Source organism: Pseudomonas sp. 2957, from assembly GCF_031456345.1.
In the GTDB taxonomy this organism is placed as follows: Bacteria; Pseudomonadota; Gammaproteobacteria; order Pseudomonadales; family Pseudomonadaceae; genus Aquipseudomonas; species Aquipseudomonas siliginis.
In genome coordinates, this window is the sequence record NZ_JAVDUL010000005.1 from 342,184 (window position 1) to 359,945 (window position 17,762).

Annotated in this window: 11 protein-coding genes; 1 reads left to right on the plus strand and 10 read right to left on the minus strand. The window is 61.2% G+C overall.

All coding sequences use genetic code 11. From position 1 onward, the window contains the following. Positions 1–80 precede the first annotated feature (80 nt). From J2Y39_RS19755 to J2Y39_RS19800, 10 genes are all read right to left on the minus strand, one after another. Entirely contained in the window at positions 81–1,499 is a 1,419-nt protein-coding gene (locus tag J2Y39_RS19755) for an FAD-dependent oxidoreductase (protein ID WP_007909438.1), read from the minus strand. 33 nt (positions 1,500–1,532) lie between these two features. Further along, positions 1,533–5,978, minus strand: coding sequence for a glutamate synthase large subunit (gene gltB / locus J2Y39_RS19760; RefSeq protein ID WP_056787352.1), 4,446 nt, complete (start codon positions 5,976–5,978; stop codon positions 1,533–1,535). A gap of 614 nt (positions 5,979–6,592) precedes the next feature. After that, positions 6,593–8,179 (minus strand): AAA family ATPase, encoded by a 1,587-nt coding sequence (locus J2Y39_RS19765; RefSeq protein WP_056787348.1) that lies wholly within the window; start codon positions 8,177–8,179, stop codon positions 6,593–6,595. Positions 8,180–8,189: 10 nt separating this feature from the next. Continuing rightward, complete coding sequence (aroB, locus tag J2Y39_RS19770; protein WP_056787345.1) at positions 8,190–9,290, minus strand: 3-dehydroquinate synthase; 1,101 nt, start codon at positions 9,288–9,290, stop codon at positions 8,190–8,192. Between the two features lie 152 nt (positions 9,291–9,442). Continuing rightward, entirely contained in the window at positions 9,443–9,961 is a 519-nt protein-coding gene (aroK, locus tag J2Y39_RS19775; protein ID WP_024011270.1) for a shikimate kinase AroK, read from the minus strand. Positions 9,962–9,965: 4 nt separating this feature from the next. Next, positions 9,966–12,044 carry a type IV pilus secretin PilQ gene (gene pilQ / locus J2Y39_RS19780; protein WP_150638039.1) on the minus strand — a complete coding sequence of 693 codons (2,079 nt, stop codon included), beginning with the start codon at positions 12,042–12,044 and terminating at the stop codon, positions 9,966–9,968. Positions 12,045–12,057: 13 nt separating this feature from the next. Continuing rightward, positions 12,058–12,582: a pilus assembly protein PilP gene (locus J2Y39_RS19785; protein ID WP_041477571.1), complete on the minus strand. Its 525-nt coding sequence runs from the start codon at positions 12,580–12,582 to the stop codon at positions 12,058–12,060. Continuing rightward, positions 12,579–13,202 carry a type 4a pilus biogenesis protein PilO gene (pilO, locus tag J2Y39_RS19790; protein WP_041477570.1) on the minus strand — a complete coding sequence of 208 codons (624 nt, stop codon included), beginning with the start codon at positions 13,200–13,202 and terminating at the stop codon, positions 12,579–12,581. Before pilO ends, J2Y39_RS19785 begins: the two co-directional genes overlap by 4 nt. Further along, positions 13,199–13,765, minus strand: a complete 567-nt coding sequence (locus J2Y39_RS19795; RefSeq protein WP_056787334.1) for a PilN domain-containing protein — start codon at positions 13,763–13,765, stop codon at positions 13,199–13,201. The genes pilO and J2Y39_RS19795 overlap by 4 nt, the downstream gene beginning before the upstream one ends. Next, positions 13,765–14,829, minus strand: a complete 1,065-nt coding sequence (locus J2Y39_RS19800; RefSeq protein ID WP_252883035.1) for a pilus assembly protein PilM — start codon at positions 14,827–14,829, stop codon at positions 13,765–13,767. Before J2Y39_RS19800 ends, J2Y39_RS19795 begins: the two co-directional genes overlap by 1 nt. A gap of 219 nt (positions 14,830–15,048) precedes the next feature. On the opposite strand from J2Y39_RS19800, the gene J2Y39_RS19805 reads away from it, so the two are divergent. Next, a complete protein-coding gene (locus tag J2Y39_RS19805) occupies positions 15,049–17,493 on the plus strand; it encodes a penicillin-binding protein 1A (protein ID WP_371857552.1) in 2,445 nt (814 codons plus the stop codon). Positions 17,494–17,762 lie beyond the last annotated feature (269 nt).

Below are 17,762 nucleotides of genomic sequence, written 5' to 3' on the forward strand. Positions count from 1 at the left end.
AACATCTCTGTTGACTGATCCACCGCTTTCGCGAGCAGGCTCGCTCCCACAATTAATCCCATTCCAATTTTGGAAAGTGATCAGACACCCAGGTAATCGAGGATCCCTTCAGCCGCATTGCGCCCTTCAAAGATCGCCGTCACCACCAGGTCGGAACCGCGCACCATGTCGCCGCCGGCGAAGATTTTCGGGTTGCTGGTCTGGTGCTTGTACTGACCTTGCTCAGGCGCAACAACGCGGCCCTGGCTGTCGGTCTGGATCTCGAACTGTTCGAACCACGGCGCCGGGCTCGGGCGGAAGCCGAAGGCGATGACCACGGCATCGGCCGGGATGATCTCTTCGGAACCCGGGATCGGCTCGGGGCTGCGACGGCCACGGGCATCCGGTTCGCCGAGACGGGTCTCGACCACCTTCACGCCTTCGACCTTGTCTTCACCGACGATGGCGATCGGCTGGCGGTTGTAGAGGAATTTCACGCCTTCTTCCTTGGCGTTCTTCACCTCTTTGCGCGAGCCGGGCATGTTCGCTTCGTCGCGACGATAAGCGCAGGTCACCGACTTGGCGCCCTGACGGATCGAGGTGCGGTTGCAGTCCATCGCCGTGTCGCCGCCGCCGAGCACCACAACCTTCTTGCCTTTCATGTCGACGAAATCTTCCGGCGACTTTTCAAAGCCCAGGTTGCGGTTGACGTTGGCGATGAGGAAATCCAGCGCGTCATAAACGCCCGGCAGATCCTCCCCGGCAAAACCACCCTTCATGTAGGTGTAGGTGCCCATGCCCATGAACACCGCGTCGTATTCGGCGAGCAGTTGTTCCATGGTCACGTCTTTACCGACTTCGGTGTTGAGACGGAACTCGATGCCCATGCCGGTGAAGACTTCGCGACGATTGCTCAGCACGGTCTTTTCCAGCTTGAACTCGGGGATGCCGAAGGTCAGCAGGCCACCGATTTCCGGGTTCTTGTCGAACACCACCGGAGTTACACCGCCACGCACCAGCACGTCGGCGCAACCCAGACCCGCCGGGCCTGCGCCGATGATCGCGACACGTTTGCCGGTCGGCTTGACCTTGGACATGTCCGGGCGCCAGCCCATGGCGAACGCGGTGTCGGTGATGTACTTCTCGACCGAACCGATGGTCACCGCGCCGAAGCCGTCGTTGAGGGTGCAGGCACCCTCGCACAGACGATCCTGCGGGCACACCCGGCCGCAGACTTCCGGCAGGGTATTGGTCTGGTGCGACAACTCGGCGGCCTGGAGGATGTTGCCCTCGGCGACCAATTTGAGCCAGTTGGGAATGAAGTTGTGCACCGGGCACTTCCATTCGCAATACGGGTTGCCGCAACCCAGGCAGCGGTGGGCCTGATCGGCCGACTGCTGGGGTTTGAACGGTTCGTAGATTTCAACGAACTCTTTCTTGCGTTGACGCAACAGTTTCTTCTTCGGATCCTTGCGCCCGACATCGATGAACTGGAAGTCGTTATTCAGACGTTCAGCCATTGTTAAAACCTCATCAAACTCTTCAGGCGCATATCACTGCGGGTTGGCACGAGTGCTGGAAAGCAGGGTTTTCAAGCTGGCAGCCTTGGGCTTGACCAACCAGAAACGCCGCAAGTAATCGTCGAGGTTCTCGGCGAGTTCACGACCCCACTCGCTGTCGGTTTCGGCGACGTACTCGTTCAGCACGTTCTGCAGGTGGCTGCGATAGGCTTCCATCGCCTCGCCGCTGATCCGCTGGATTTCCACCAGCTCGTGATTGACCCGGTCAACGAAGGTGTTGTCCTGATCAAGCACGTAGGCGAAACCACCGGTCATGCCAGAGCCGAAGTTGTAACCGGTCTTGCCCAGCACGCAGACGAAACCACCGGTCATGTACTCGCAGCAGTGATCGCCAGTGCCTTCCACGACGGTGTGGGCACCGGAGTTACGCACGGCGAAACGCTCGCCTGCGGTGCCGGCGGCGAACAACTTGCCGCCAGTGGCGCCGTACAGGCAGGTGTTGCCGATGATGGCGCTTTCCTGAGTTTTATAGACGCTGCCCTTCGGCGGCACGATGACCAGCTTGCCGCCGGTCATGCCTTTGCCGACGTAGTCGTTGGCGTCGCCTTCCAGGTACATGTTCAGACCGCCGGCGTTCCACACACCGAAGCTCTGCCCGGCCGTGCCTTTGAAACGGAAGGTGATCGGCGCCTTGGCCATGCCCTGGTTGCCGTGCTTGCGCGCGATTTCGCCGGAGATCCGGGCGCCGATCGAACGGTCGCAGTTGCAGATATCCAGCTCAAACTCGGCACCGCTGAGGTCGTTGATCGCCGACGCGGCCAGCTCGACCATCTTCTCCGCGAGCAGACCTTTGTCGAACGGCGGGTTGCGCTCAACGCCGCAGAACTGCGGTTTGTCCGCCGGGATGTGATCGCTGCCCAACAGCGGGGTCAGGTCCAGGTGATGTTGCTTGGCGGTCTGGCCTTCGAGGATTTCCAGCAGATCAGTGCGACCGATCAGTTCTTCGAGGGAGCGCACACCAAGCTTGGCCAGCCACTCACGGGTTTCTTCGGCGACGTAGGTGAAGAAATTCACCACCATGTCGACGGTGCCGATGTAGTGATCCTTGCGCAGCTTCTCGTTCTGCGTCGCGACGCCAGTGGCGCAGTTGTTCAGGTGGCAGATGCGCAGGTATTTGCAGCCCAGTGCGATCATCGGCGCGGTACCGAAGCCGAAGCTCTCGGCGCCGAGGATTGCCGCTTTGATCACGTCGAGGCCGGTTTTCAGGCCGCCGTCGGTCTGCACCCGGACTTTGCCGCGCAGGTCATTGCCGCGCAGGGTCTGGTGGGTTTCAGCGAGGCCGAGTTCCCAAGGTGCGCCGGCGTATTTGATCGAAGTCAGCGGCGAAGCGCCGGTACCGCCGTCGTAGCCGGAAATGGTGATCAGGTCGGCATAGGCCTTGGCCACACCGGCGGCGATGGTGCCGACGCCCGCTTCTGCTACCAGCTTCACCGAAACCAGCGCCTGCGGGTTGACCTGCTTGAGGTCAAAGATCAGTTGCGACAAGTCTTCGATCGAGTAGATATCGTGGTGCGGCGGTGGCGAAATCAGGGTCACGCCCGGCACTGCGTAACGCAGTTTGGCGATCAGCCCGTTGACCTTGCCGCCCGGCAGTTGCCCGCCCTCGCCCGGCTTGGCGCCTTGGGCGACCTTGATCTGCAGCACTTCGGCATTGACCAGGTATTCCGGGGTTACACCGAAACGGCCAGTCGCGACCTGCTTGATTTTCGAACTCTTGATGGTGCCGTAACGCGCCGGATCTTCACCACCTTCGCCGGAGTTGGAACGCGCGCCGAGGCGGTTCATGGCTTCGGCCAGGGCTTCGTGAGCTTCCGGCGACAGCGCGCCGAGCGAGATACCGGCGGAGTCGAAGCGCTTGAGCACCGATTCCAGCGGCTCGACTTCACTGATGTCCAGCGGCGTGTCGAGGGTCTTGACCTTGAACAGGTCGCGAATCATCGACACCGGACGGTTGTCCACCAGTGAGGTGTATTCCTTGAATTTGGCGTAGTCACCCTGCTGCACTGCGGCTTGCAGGGTGTTGACCACGTCCGGGTTGTAGGCGTGATATTCGCCACCGTGGACGAACTTCAGCAGACCGCCCTGCTGGATCGGCTTGCGCGGGCTCCAGGCTTCGACGGCGAGGGCTTTCTGCTCGGCTTCGATGTCAACGAAGCGCGCACCCTTGATCCGGCTCGGCACACCACGGAAGCTCAGCTCGCAGACTTCTTCGGACAGACCAATGGCCTCGAACAGCTGCGCACCACGGTACGAAGCGATGGTCGAGATACCCATCTTCGACAGGATCTTGAGCAGGCCTTTGGTGATGCCCTTGCGGTAGTTCTTGAACACCTCATAGAGGTCGCCCAGTACTTCACCGGTACGGATCAGGTCACCCAGCACTTCGTAGGCCAGGAACGGATACACCGCCGAGGCGCCGAAACCGATCAGCACGGCGAAGTGATGCGGGTCACGGGCGGTCGCGGTTTCAACGAGGATGTTGGAATCGCAACGCAGGCCTTTTTCGGTCAGACGGTGGTGCACTGCACCGGTCGCCAGCGAAGCGTGGATCGGCAGCTTGCCCGGGGCGATATGACGGTCGCTGAGGACGATCTGGGTACGCCCGGCGCGCACGGCTTCTTCAGCCTGATCGGCAACGTTGCGGATCGCCGCTTCGAGGCCAAGGCTTTCGTCGTAGTTGAGGTCGATGATCGCCCGTTCGAAACCCGGACGGTCGAGGTTCATCAGCGAGCGCCACTTGGCCGGAGAGATCACTGGCGAGCTGAGGATCACGCGCGAGGCGTGTTCCGGCGACTCCTGGAAAATGTTGCGCTCGGCACCGAGGCAGATTTCCAGCGACATCACGATCGCTTCACGCAGCGGGTCGATCGGCGGGTTGGTGACCTGCGCGAACTGCTGGCGGAAATAGTCGTACGGCGTGCGCACACGCTGGGACAGCACAGCCATCGGCGTGTCGTCGCCCATCGAGCCCACGGCTTCGTAACCTTGCTCGCCAAGCGGGCGCAGCACCTGATCACGCTCTTCGAACGTGACCTGATACATCTTCATGTACTGCTTGAGCTGGTCGACGTCGTAGAAAGCCGAACCGTGGTCGTTGTCTTCCATGGTCGCCTGAATGCGCAGGGCATTCTTGCGCAGCCATTGCTTGTACGGATGACGGGATTTAAGACGGTTGTCGATCGCATCGGTGTCGAGGATCTGCCCGGTTTCGGTATCCACGGCGAAAATCTGGCCCGGGCCGACGCGACCCTTGGCGAGCACGTCTTCAGGCTGGTAGTTCCACACGCCGATTTCCGAGGCGAGGGTGATGAAACCATTCTTGGTGGTCACCCAGCGCGCCGGACGCAGACCGTTACGGTCGAGCAGGCACACCGCGTAGCGACCGTCGGTCATTACTACGCCGGCCGGGCCGTCCCACGGTTCCATGTGCATCGAGTTGTACTCGTAGAACGCACGCAGATCCGGGTCCATGGTTTCGACGTTTTGCCACGCAGGCGGAATGATCATCCGCACGCCACGGAACAGGTCGATGCCACCGGTGACCATCAGTTCGAGCATGTTGTCCATGCTCGAGGAGTCGGAACCGACACGGTTGACCAGCGGGCCGAGCTCTTCCAGATCCATCAGATCATTGGTGAACTTGGTCCGACGGGCCTGCGCCCAGTTGCGGTTACCGGTGATGGTGTTGATTTCGCCGTTGTGGGCGAGGAAGCGGAACGGCTGCGCCAGCGGCCATTTCGGCAGGGTGTTGGTGGAGAAGCGCTGGTGGAACACGCAGATCGCGGTTTGCAGGCGCTCGTCACTCAGGTCCGGATAGAACGCGGCCAGGTCGGCCGGCATCATCAGGCCTTTATAGATGATGGTCTTGTGCGAAAAGCTGCAGATGTAGTGGTCGGTGTCAGCGGCGTTGGCCACCGACGAACGGCGACGGGCGCTGAACAGCTTCACCGCCATGTCCTGATCGCTCAGGCCTTCGCCGCCGATGTAGACCTGCTCGATCTGCGGCAGGCGCTCAAGGGCCAGGCGGCCGAGGACGCTGGTGTCGATCGGCACTTGGCGCCAGCCGATCAGTTGCAGGCCTTCGGCGAGGATCTCGCGGTTCATGTTCTCGCGAGCGGCTTCGGCCTTGGCCGGATCCTGATTGAAGAACACCATGCCCACGGCATATTGCTTGGGCATTTCGACGCCGAAGCTTTCCTGGGCAATGGCTCGCAGGAAGGCGTCGGGTTTTTGAATCAGCAGACCGCAACCGTCACCGGTCTTGCCGTCGGCATTAATCCCACCGCGGTGGGTCATGCAGGTCAGGGCCTCAATGGCCGTTTGCAAAAGGGTATGACTGGGCTCGCCCTGCATATGAGCTATCAGGCCGAAACCGCAGTTATCCTTGAATTCATCTGGTTGGTACAGACCTGCTTTCATAGACACTTTCTCACCAGGCTGCCTCTACTCGAGGCAAATTTCTTTTCAATTCAACCACTTGCGTTCCGCGCCGAACGTACGCCGGCTTAGCGGGGGCAAAAGGGTGGTCATTGTACACAGCGACACAGAGGCTCACAAATTTGACGACGAACCGTCGCAAATTCATGTCGCATTTGTGAAAGGTTTAAAGCGATCTGCTGTGCTAGTCAAAACTTTTTTAATTTTGACCGCAACGACTCAAAGACTACTGTGACGCAGACACCACAAGGCACGCGACCGCAGGGACGGTTGGCGCTTGCTGGCGAACCGCGTTGCACGCCAACGTGTGCGAGGCAAGGCGCGGGATGCTGCCAATGGTTGTTCCCTTGGCAAATCCCGCAACGCAGCCTCGCACACGTTGGCGCGCAACCCGAAGGGACGCGCCCCATTTTTCGCTGGGCAGCGTTGCTCGGAACTTATTTGGAAAAACCAAACTGCGTTCCTCGCGCCTTGCCCAGCAAAAAATGGGGCGGCGTCGCGGTCGTCAGCAAGCGCCAACCGTCCCTAGAGGCGGCGCGCACTCGTAGAAATTTTGAGGTGCTTGGAGAGGCGGCCTGGGTAAGGCCGCCGAATCTTCAGCGAGTTGTTGCCAGTTCCTGTTGGACGCTGGCGACAGTGCGAGGCCAAGGTTTACCAGCCTGAACCTTCGCTGGCAAGGCCTTGATGGCAGAAACGGCCGCATCACGATTGGCAAAGTTGCCGTAGGTGATCACGTAAAGCGGCTTGCCGTTGAGGACTTTCTTGAAATAACGGTACTCGCCGCCCTGCTCCTTGACGAAGTTCTGCGCGGCGGTCTCCGAGCTGGTGCCGAGGATCTGCACGACATAGTTGCTGGTCGGCTGACCGGCGTACCAGCTGCCACCGGCAGCCTTGGCCACGGTAACGGGCTTGTCGGCAGGCTTGGCCGGAGCAGGAGCCGGTTTCGCAGCTGGCGCCGGGGTGGCCGGAGCAGGCTTGGCTGTGGCGATCTGCGTCGGTGCCGGGGTTGGCGCCGGTTTGGCGGCAGGAGTCGGAGCCGGTGTCGGCGCGGGACCGGCCGGAACGCCCGCAGGCGGTGCGGAGGTGGTTACGGTCGGCGGCGTATCGCTGGAGCCTTCCAGGGGCACGCCGTCGTCGCCTTCGGTGATGCCACCGGCGGCTTCTGCCAGCGGGCCACGCATGACCGGCTGCGAGTTGCCGACCAATGGCAGCGGCATCGGCTGGGTGTTGCCGGCGAATTCGACGGACGGGTTGGCGCCGTTCGCTGCACCCTGACCCAATGGCAGTTGCGCCTGTTCATTGGCCGGAGCACCGGTGGTCGGTGCCTTGCTGCGACCCGGCATCAGCCAGGCGGCGGCAACCGCGACCACAACGACGGCGGAAATCGCCAATACGTGTTTCTTCGGCATGTTGAACCCCATACTTGGACGCTTGACCGCGGAGCGGCTGGCAATCATGACTTCGATCAGTGCATCGCGAGCGACCTGGTTGATGTTGCCCGGCCAGCCCTCGGAGCTTTCGTGAATATCAGAGATCTGATCTGCGGTGAAAAGTTCGACACCCCGGCCCGCGCCTTCCAGCCGCTGGTCGAGATATTCGCGGGTCTCTTCTTCGGTGTACGGCTGCAATTCGATGACGTGGAAACGCTCTTCTTCGAGCTGCAACGCCTCAAGCTGAGCGATCAGCGACGACTCGCCGAACAGGAACACATGCGGACGACCTTCCGGCGTGCCGGCGCCGAGCGCCATCAATGCTTCCAGCGCGGACTCGTCGAGCTGCTCGGCATCGTCCACGAGCAGATAGACTTCCTGCCCGGTCAGACCCAGTTGCACCACCTGCTCGAGAATCGCGCCGACTTCGGCCTGAGCGACATCTAGCGCCTGCGCCACCTGGCGCAGCACGCCGGCCGCATCACCGGCGCCACGGGCGGAAACCACCACGCTCTGCACCGATTGCTTGTTGGTACTGGCAACGAGCGCCTGCCGCAGCAGGGTCTTGCCGCTGCCTTGCGGGCCGGTGACCACCAGCAGCAACTGGCTGTAACGCGCCAAGTGATGCAGTTGACCCAGCACCGGTTTGCGCTGGGCCGGGAAGAATTTGAAGCCCGGCACCCGTGGCGCGAACGGGTCGTGACTTAACTGGAAATGGCCGAGAAACGCCTCGTCGGCATGCAAACTAGTCATCGGAATCGTTTTAACCTTTAAGCTGAGCCAGGGCGCGGTAATCCGCTCCCAGCGTGGCCTGTAGAACCTCTTTCGGATAATCGTCGGTCACTACCGCTTCGCCCATCCGGCGCAGCAGCACCAGGCGCAGACGACCGTCGATCACTTTTTTATCAATTGCCATGTGTTGGAGAAAATCGGCTTCGCTCATCTCTTCAGGCGGAATGACCGGCAGACCGGCCCGCTGGAACAGACGAATGCCGCGATCACGCTCCTGTTCGCTGATCCAGCCCAGGCGCGCGGACATTTCCAGCGCCATCACCGTGCCCGCCGCCACCGCCTCGCCATGCAGCCAGACACCATAGCCCATGTGGGTTTCGATGGCGTGGCCGAAGGTGTGGCCGAGGTTGAGCGTAGCGCGGACGCCGGTCTCCTTTTCATCGGCGCCGACCACCGCAGCCTTGGCCGCGCAGGAACGCTCGATCGCATAGGTCAGCGCGGTTTGATCCAGCGCGCGCAGGGCGTCGACGTTTTCTTCGAGCCAGGTCAGGAATGGTTCGTCGCAGATCAGGCCGTACTTGATGACTTCCGCCAGGCCCGCCGACAGCTCGCGCTGCGGCAGGGTTTTCAGCGATGCGGTATCGATCAGCACCACGTTCGGCTGATAGAACGCGCCGACCATGTTCTTGCCCAGCGGATGGTTGATGCCGGTCTTGCCGCCGACCGACGAATCGACCTGCGACAGCAGCGTGGTAGGAATCTGGATGAAATCGACACCGCGCTGATAGCAAGCGGCAGCGAAACCGGCCATGTCGCCGATCACCCCGCCGCCCAGGGCGATCACGGTGGTGCGGCGGTCATGACGGGCGGTCAGCAGACCGTCGAAAATCAGTTGCAGGGTTTCCCAGTTCTTGAAGGCTTCGCCGTCAGGCAACACCACCGAGATAACCGAAAACTGCGCAAGGCTGCGGGTCAGACGTTCGAGATAGAGCGGCGCGACGGTTTCGTTGGAGATGATTGCCACCTGCCGCCCGTGGATATGCGGCGACAGGAGTTGGGGCTGATCCAACAGACCTTCGCCAATATGAATCGGGTAGCTGCGCTCGCCTAGATCGACCTTGAGTGTCTGCATGTGTCCCCACAGTGAAGATGGAAGCAGGCATCCTGCCCTGAAATTATTGGTGTTCTGCGGCCTGTAGCGGTATGACGCCGCTCGCCCGGCATCCGCCACACCCTCGGCGGGCGCTGACAGGACGCCGAGGATAGCGCATTTCGGGCGATGCTTTAACGGGGTGGCAACTGCGCGAGACGGTCGAGAATGTCGAGCACCACCATGCGTGGCGGCCGCTCGTCGGTTTCCACCACCAGATCGGCAATTTCCCGATAAAGCGGATCACGGATCTCGAGCAGGTCGCGCAGGGTTTTCGCCGGATCGGCGGTACGCAGCAGCGGCCGATTGCGGTCGCGGGAGGTGCGGCCGACCTGCTGCTCGACGGAGGCGTGCAGATACACCACGCGCCCGCCTTCATGCAGGGCCTTGCGATTGGCATCACGCATCACCGCGCCGCCGCCGGTCGCCAGCACCACACCATCGAACGCGCACAGCTCGGCGATCATCGCCTGCTCGCGGTCACGAAAGCCGGGCTCGCCTTCCTTGTCGAAGATCCATGGGATATTGGCACCCGTGCGCAGCTCAATTTCCTTGTCGGAATCCTTGAACGGCAGGCGCAGCTCTTTGGCCAGCAATCGGCCGATGGTGCTTTTGCCAGCACCCATCGGTCCTACAAGTATCAAATTTCGCACAGAATCAACGACTCACAGCAATCGCCTGGTTATTCATGATACGCGGAGTGAGAAATACCAGCAGCTCGGATTTTTTCTCCGAAACCACATCACGCCGGAAAAGGCGGCCAAGATACGGCACATCGCCAAGAAATGGCACCTTATCTACGACCTTGCTCTGAGTATTTGAAAAAACACCGCCGATTACGATGGTCTCGCCGTCATTTACCAGCACTTTGGCGTTGACCTCGTTTTTCTTGATCGGCGGCACATCCTGCACTTTGTTCAGGTAGTCCGGCTCATCCTTGGTGACCTTGACCTCCATGATGATGCGGTTGTCCGGGGTGATCTGCGGGGTGACTTCCAGTGACAGCGAAGCCTCCTTGAACGACACCGAGGTCGCGCCGCTGGAGCTCGCCTCCTGATAGGGAATCTCGGTGCCTTTGAGGATCTTCGCGGTTTCCTTGTCCGAGGTGACCACCTTCGGCTGTGAGACGATTTCGCCGTTGCCGGTTTTTTCCATCGCCGTCAGTTCGAGATCCAGCAGTACGTTGTCGGTGATGAAAGCAATGCCGATCCCCGAAGTGTTATTGACCGTGCCCATGTCGACGAACGGCGAGTTGGTGCCGGTGCTGCCCGGCGTACCGATAGTGCTCGACGAACCGTTGACCCCGGACGCGTTCCAGTTGCCCTTGTTCTGCACCGAACCACCCCAGCGCACGCCCAGGCTCTTGTCATAATCGACGTTGGCCTCAACGATGCGCGCCTCGATCATCACCTGGCGTACCGGAATATCCAGCTGCGCGACGATCCGCCGCAGTTCATCGAGGCGATCCTGGGTCTGGTAGGCAATGATGTTGTTGGTTCGCTCATCGACGGTAATCGAACCGCGCTCGTCGACCTTGGCCTCGGCACTGGTCACCGACTGGAACAGCTTGGCAATGTCCGCTGCCTTGGCGTAATTGACTTGCAGCAGCTCACGACGCAGGGGCGCCAGCTCGGCGATCTGCTTCTGCGATTCCAGTTCCTGGCGCTCGCGGGCAGCAATTTCATCGGCCGGCGCGACCAGCAGCACGTTGCCGATCTTGCGCTTGTCCAGCCCCTTGGTTTTCAGCACCAGATCCAGTGCCTGATCCCACGGCACGTTTTGCAGGCGCAAGGTGATACCGCCCTGCACCGTATCGCTCGCCACCAGATTGAGATTGGTGAAGTCCGCGATCAGTTGCAGCACCGAGCGCACGTCGATGTCCTGAAAATTCAGCGAGAGCTTGTCGCCGACATAGGCCTGACGGTCGGCGTTGCGCTTTTGCAGGTCGTCGATGCTCATCGGCCGAACGCTCACGGTGAGCTTGTTGTCGGTCTGAAACGTGGAGTAGTCGAAGGTGCCGCTGGGCTCGACACTGATCACCGTACGATCGCCGGTGAGCGCTGCGTTGACGAATTGCACCGGGGTGGCGAAGTCCTTGACGTCGAGGCGCACGCGCAGTTTTTCCGGCAGTTGCGTACGGGCGAAGCTGAGGATGATCTTGCCGTCGTGCTCCTGGATATCCGGGGCGATGGTCGGATCAGAGAGATCGATGACCACATTGCCCTCGCCCTCGGTGCCGCGCTGGAAATCGACGCCGCGAATCGCCCTGCTGCGTTGCGCGGCCGGTCTGGCCGGTGCTGCGGCGGCCGTGGCGGCACGCGGTGCAGCGACGGCCGGGCGCGGCGCAGTCGCGGAAGCGCCCTGACCGACCACCACAAACAGATTATTGCCCTCGACCCGCGTGCTGTAAGGCGCCAACTGCGTCAGGCTGACAATCAGCCGCGTGCGATCCTTGGCTTCGGCCACCGTGGCCGTGCGCGCGTTGCCGCTGCCCAGATCAAGATTCTTGTTGGTCAGCTGGCTGGTCACGCCCGGCAGATCCAGTGCAATGCGTGCCGGTGACTCGGTTGTGTAGCCCTTGGGCTGCGGTGGCGGGCCGTCGAACGACAGCTTCAGTTCGACGCGGTCACCCGGCAGCGCGGCGACATCCAGCGCTTTCAGACTGGCCGCCATTACCATCGGTGACACCAGCGCTATCCATAGCGAAAAACCGAGGGTGGAGAAAATCCTGTTCATTATTCGACTTCCACTATGAGTGCTCTTTCAAAGGAATGGTGCGCGGCCGCTCCAGCCAGGCGCCGGCGCCGTCGGGCACGATTTCCACGACATCGACCTGGGTAGGGCTGATGGCGACGATGCGGCCGTCGTTGCGGCCCAGGTAGTCGCCGACCTTCAGGCGATGCACCCCGCCTGCGCCGCGCAACAGCGCAAACGAGCCCGAGGCATTGGCGATCGTGCCGACCATTTCGAACTGCTCGATATTGAATCCTTCAAGATATTGCTTGACCCGGTTAGGGTCGGGTTTGACGTTGCGCGAGCCGTGTTTCTGCCCGGCCAGATCGACCCGCGCCTGCCGCGAAAACGGGCTGCGCAGGTTGGCGGCGCTGTAAGTGAATGTGGGGTAAGACCGGAATGTCGGCGTTGGTTCAATCCTGCCCGCCGGACGCAGGCGCACTTCGTTGAGGTACGCGTCGAGGTCGCTGAAGTCATCGCCGCCACCGCAGCCGCTTAACGCCAGCATCATGGGCAGGACGAGATAACGAATCGGGGTCATTTCTCCAGCCCCTTGTCGTTATAGCGGTACGTCTTGGCAAGAATGCTCATGCGCAGCTTCGTCCCGCCCTCGGGATTGGCTGGCGCCAGTTCGAAATCGTGCAGAGTGACAATTCGTGGCAGCCCGGCGACGCCGCTGACGAAGGTCGCGAGGTCGTGATAGGCGCCTGTCACGGTGATCTGGATCGGCAGCTCGATGTAGAACGGCTGGGTCACTTCCGGCAGCAGCTTGATCTCTTCGAATTCCAGGCCGCTGCCCAGACCGGTGCGAGTGATGTCTTCGAGCAGGCCCGGCACTTCGGTGTCGCTGGGCAATTGCCGCAGCAGCACGCCGAAGGTGTTTTCCATTTCCTTCATTTGCTGGGTATACAGCTCAAGGTTCGCCGACAGCCGCGCCTTGCTGGCGAATTGTTCCTTGAGGGTGGTTTCCTCTTCGCGCTTGAGGTCGAGCTGATTTTCCATATCGCTGATAAAGAAGTAATAGCCAAGCGCGAGGATCAACACCATCACCAGCGCACCGCACAGGGTTTTTACCGCCGGGGGCCAGGAGCCGATGTTGCTGGTGTCGAGGTCGTTGAAATCGATATTGCGCAGGCTTTGCAGCCATTCGGAGGCGTTCATTGCTCGTCCTCCACAACCTTGGGCTGGGTCTGACGAACGGTCAGCTGGAAGACGTTGGCCTGTTCGACCTGATCGGCGCTGGTGGCCTTGACCTCATTCAGGCTTGGCGCGTCGAACCAGTCGGACGCGTCGAGATTGCGCATCAGCTCGGAGACCCGGTTGTTCGACTCCGCCGCGCCACTGATGGACAGGGTCTTGCCGGCCATTTTCACATCGGTGAAATACACGCCGTCCGGCAGGGTACGCGCCAGTTGGTCGAAGACCCGCCCGCTGATCTGCCGATTGCCCTGCAGGTCCTGGATGATGCGCATGCGCTCGACCAGTTGCTGGCGGCGCGCCTTGAGTTCGCTGATCTGTTTGATGCGTTCGTCGACCACGGCAATCTGTTTGCCGATGTAATCGTTGCGCGCCATCTGCCGCTCGATCGCTGCGGTGATGATCTGGTCGGCAATCAGCACCGCGCCGATCGAGCCGGCCAGCACGCCGATAAGTACCAGCAGAAAGCGTTTGCGCCGTTCTTCGCGGCGTTCCTCGCGCCAGGGGAGAAGGTTGATCCGCGCCATCAGTCGAAACTCCTGAGCGCGAGCCCGCAGGCAATCATCAAGGCTGGCGCGTCGCTGGCCAGCGCTCCTGCGTTGACCTTGCTGCCCAAGGCCATGTCGGCGAATGGGTTGGCGACCTGCGTCGGCGTGTCCAGCCGCTGTTCGATCAGACGGTCCAGGCCGGGCACCGAGGCGGTGCCGCCGGCCAACAGGATATGGTCGACCGCGTTGTACTGCCCGGAGGCGAAGAAGAACTGCAGCGAACGCGAGACTTGCTGCACCAGCGCCTCGCGAAATGGCTGCAAGACCTCGCTGACGTAATCGTCAGGCAGCCCGCCCTGTTTTTTCGCCAGGCCCGCCTGTTCGACCGTGAGGCCGTAGCGGCGCTGGATCTCCTCGGTAAGCTGGCGTCCGCCGAATAATTGCTCACGGGTGTAGATGATCTTGCCGTTGTGCAGCACGCTGAGGGTGGTCATCGTCGCACCGATGTCGACCACCGCCACGGTCAGGCGCTCCTGGGAGGCCGCCAGATGCGTCGCCAGCAGACCGAACGAGCGCTCGAGGGCGTAGGCCTCGACGTCCACCACCCGCGCGGTCAGGCCGGCGAGCGCCAGCGCCGCTTCACGCACCTCGACGTTTTCCTTGCGACAGGCGGCAAGCAGCACGTTGACCCGTTCCGGGTTGCGCGGCGAGACGCCCTGGACTTCAAAATCGATGGCGACTTCGTCCAGCGGATAGGGAATGTATTGGTCGGCCTCGATCTTGAGCTGGTTTTCCAGTTCGTCGTCGGACAGCCCGGCGTCCATCTCGATGACCTTGGTGATCACCGCAGAACCGGCCACTGCCACCGCCACGCTCTTGACCCCGGTTCGCGCTTTCACCAGCAACCGGCTCAGCGCCTGGCCGACGCCTTCGAGGTCGGCGATGTTCTTTTCGACCACGGCGTTCGCCGGCAACGGCTCCACCGCATAGGCCTCGACCCGGTAGCGCTCGCCCTGACGGCTCAGTTCCAGCAGCTTCACCGACGTGGAGCTGATGTCGATCCCCAGTAACGCATTGGTCTTTTTATTGAAGAGTCCCAGCACTACCAATTCCCTATGACTTTCCGTGAGTTACGGACTCTGTAATACGCATTGCGTTCCTTCACCCCCGTCTTGACAGAAGCGCCAATGACGCCCCCGACGGAAAAGTGCTTATAATGCCCAGCGATTTTTTCCGCTTTTTACTGCCAGCGCGGATGGCTCTGTGTGTAACCGCAGCCCCGTGCCAAATTCATTCTTTGCCCTGGATGTCCAAAAGCCTTGATTCGTCTGCTGAAATTTTTCGGTTGGTCCATCGTCGCCGTTTTCTGCGGACTGCTCTTAGGTCTCAGCGGCGCCTTTCTTTACCTTAGTCCGGGTTTGCCGTCTGTGGAGGCGCTGAGAAGCATTCAGTTGCAGATTCCTCTGCGCGTCTACAGCAGCGACAACAAGTTGATCGCAGAATTTGGCGAAATGCGCCGTACACCGATTCGTTTCGCCGACATTCCGCCCAACTTCATCAATGCGTTACTAAGTGCTGAAGACGACAATTTTGCCAACCACTATGGCGTCGACCCGAGCAGCCTGATGCGCGCGGCGACGCAACTGGTCAAGAGCGGACATATTCAGTCCGGCGGCAGCACCATCACCATGCAGGTGGCGAAGAACTTCTTCCTCACCAGCGAGCGCAGCTTCTCGCGTAAAACCACAGAAATTCTCCTCGCCTTGCAGATCGAGCGACAGCTGACCAAGGACGAGATTCTTGAGCTGTACGTCAACAAGATCTACCTGGGCAACCGCGCCTACGGCATCGAGGCGGCGGCGCAGGTGTATTACGGCAAATCGATCCGTGACATCAGCCTGGCGCAGATGGCGATGATCGCCGGTCTGCCAAAAGCTCCGTCTCGCTTCAACCCGCTGGCCAACCCGGCGCGCAGCAAAGAACGCCGCGACTGGATCCTCGGGCGCATGTACAAGCTGGGCAAGATCAGCGAAGCCGACTACACCGCGGCGATCAACGAGCCGCTGAACGCCAGCTACCACGTGCCGACCCCGGAAGTGAACGCACCGTACATCGCCGAAATGGCCCGTGCCGAAATGGTCGGTCGTTATGGCAGCGAGGCCTACACCGAAGGCTTCCGCGTCACCACCACGGTGCCGAGCAACCTGCAGGAAATGGCCAACACCGCGCTGCACGAAGGTTTGATGACCTACGACCAGCGTCATGGCTACCGTGGCCCCGAGTCGCGCCTGCCGGGCAAGACCCGCGAAGCCTGGGCCAGCGAACTGACCAAGCAGCGCACCATCAGCAGTCTCGAACCTGCGATCGTTACCCAAGTCGATAAAACCGGCCTGCAAGTGTTGACCCGCACCGGTGAAGAGCACGTTGCCTGGGACACGATGAAATGGGCGCGACCGTTCCTCAATACCAACAGCATGGGCGCCAATCCGCGCCAGCCGTCGGATGTCGCGCAGGTCGGTGATCTGATCCGCGTACAGCGCCAGACCGACAATTCGCTGAAATTCAGCCAGATTCCCCAGGCTCAGGGCGCACTGGTGTCGCTGGATCCGCAGAATGGTGCGATCCGTTCGCTGGTGGGTGGCTTCGCTTTCGAGCAGAGCAACTACAACCGGGCCATGCAGGCCAAGCGTCAGCCGGGTTCGAGCTTCAAGCCATTCGTTTACAGCGCCGCGCTGGATAACGGCTACACCGCTGCCAGCCTGGTCAACGATGCGCCGATCGTGTTCGTCGACGAGTACCTGGACAAGGTCTGGCGGCCGAAGAACGACACCAACACCTTCCTCGGCCCGATCCGCCTGCGTGAAGCGCTGTACAAGTCGCGCAACCTGGTGTCGATCCGCCTGTTGCAGGCCATGGGCGTGGGCAAGACCATCGATTACATCACTCGCTTCGGCTTCAACAAGCAGGATCTGCCGCCGAACCTGTCGCTGGCACTCGGCACCGCAACGCTGACACCAATGGAAATCGCCACTGGCTGGAGCACCTTTGCCAACGGCGGCTACAAGATCACCCCGTATATCATCGACAAGATCGAAAGCCGTAACGGCGACACGCTGTTCGTCGCCAACCCGCCGACCGTGCCACAGGGTGGCGCGGCGACCGACGGTATCGCTGCGCCGGCTACCGAGTCGTTCACGGTCAATGCCGCTCCGGTTGCCGGTGAAGCGTCGGCCAATCCGGCAGTGCCGCAAGCGCCGGCCGTGGCCGAACGGATTGTCGATGGACGTACCACCTACATCCTCAACAGCATGCTGCAGGACGTAATCAAACTCGGCACCGGCCGGCGCGCACTGGCCATGGGCCGCAGTGACATCGCGGGCAAGACCGGCACCACCAACGAATCGAAAGATGCCTGGTTCTCTGGCTACAACGCTGATTACGTAACCACGGTGTGGACCGGTTTCGACCAACCGGAAAGCCTCGGTCGCCGTGAGTTCGGCGGTACTGTGGCGCTGCCGATCTGGATGAATTACATGTCGGCCGCGCTGAAAGACAAGCCGCCGCATGTACAGCCTGAGCCAGAAGGCTTGCTCAGCCTGCGGGTAGACCCGGTCAGCGGCCGTGCAGCAACACCGAGCACACCGGGTGCGTACTTCGAACTGTTCAAGGCCGAAGACACGCCGCCATCGGTGAACGAGCTGGGCAACGGCGCCGTACCGGGCAGCCCGCTGCCGGCGGATGAACAGGCGCCGATCGATTTGTTCTGATCCTGATGCCGCAAAAAGGCCCCGCCTTCGTGAGAAGTGCGGGGCTTTTTATTACCCGAAGATCAAAAGCCCCTCACCCTAACCCTCTCCCAGAGGGAGAGGGGACTTACCGAGTTGTCTGGGGTCAAACACCGACCTGAAAGTGTGGTGTCGATTATGGATTCAAAACCATACATTCAGGTCGGCGTAGCTCCCAAGCGTCCCCCAATCAGTCCCCTCTCCCTCTGGGAGAGGGTTAGGGTGAGGGGCTCTTGATCTTCAGGCATAAA

Coding starts and splice junctions, on each gene's coding strand:
- J2Y39_RS19755 (WP_007909438.1), bottom strand. CDS start 1,499: ATGGCTGAACGTCTGAATAACGACTTCCAGTTCATCGATGTCGGGCGC.
- gltB (WP_056787352.1), bottom strand. CDS start 5,978: ATGAAAGCAGGTCTGTACCAACCAGATGAATTCAAGGATAACTGCGGT.
- J2Y39_RS19765 (WP_056787348.1), bottom strand. CDS start 8,179: ATGACTAGTTTGCATGCCGACGAGGCGTTTCTCGGCCATTTCCAGTTA.
- aroB (WP_056787345.1), bottom strand. CDS start 9,290: ATGCAGACACTCAAGGTCGATCTAGGCGAGCGCAGCTACCCGATTCAT.
- pilQ (WP_150638039.1), bottom strand. CDS start 12,044: ATGAACAGGATTTTCTCCACCCTCGGTTTTTCGCTATGGATAGCGCTG.
- J2Y39_RS19785 (WP_041477571.1), bottom strand. CDS start 12,582: ATGACCCCGATTCGTTATCTCGTCCTGCCCATGATGCTGGCGTTAAGC.
- pilO (WP_041477570.1), bottom strand. CDS start 13,202: ATGAACGCCTCCGAATGGCTGCAAAGCCTGCGCAATATCGATTTCAAC.
- J2Y39_RS19795 (WP_056787334.1), bottom strand. CDS start 13,765: ATGGCGCGGATCAACCTTCTCCCCTGGCGCGAGGAACGCCGCGAAGAA.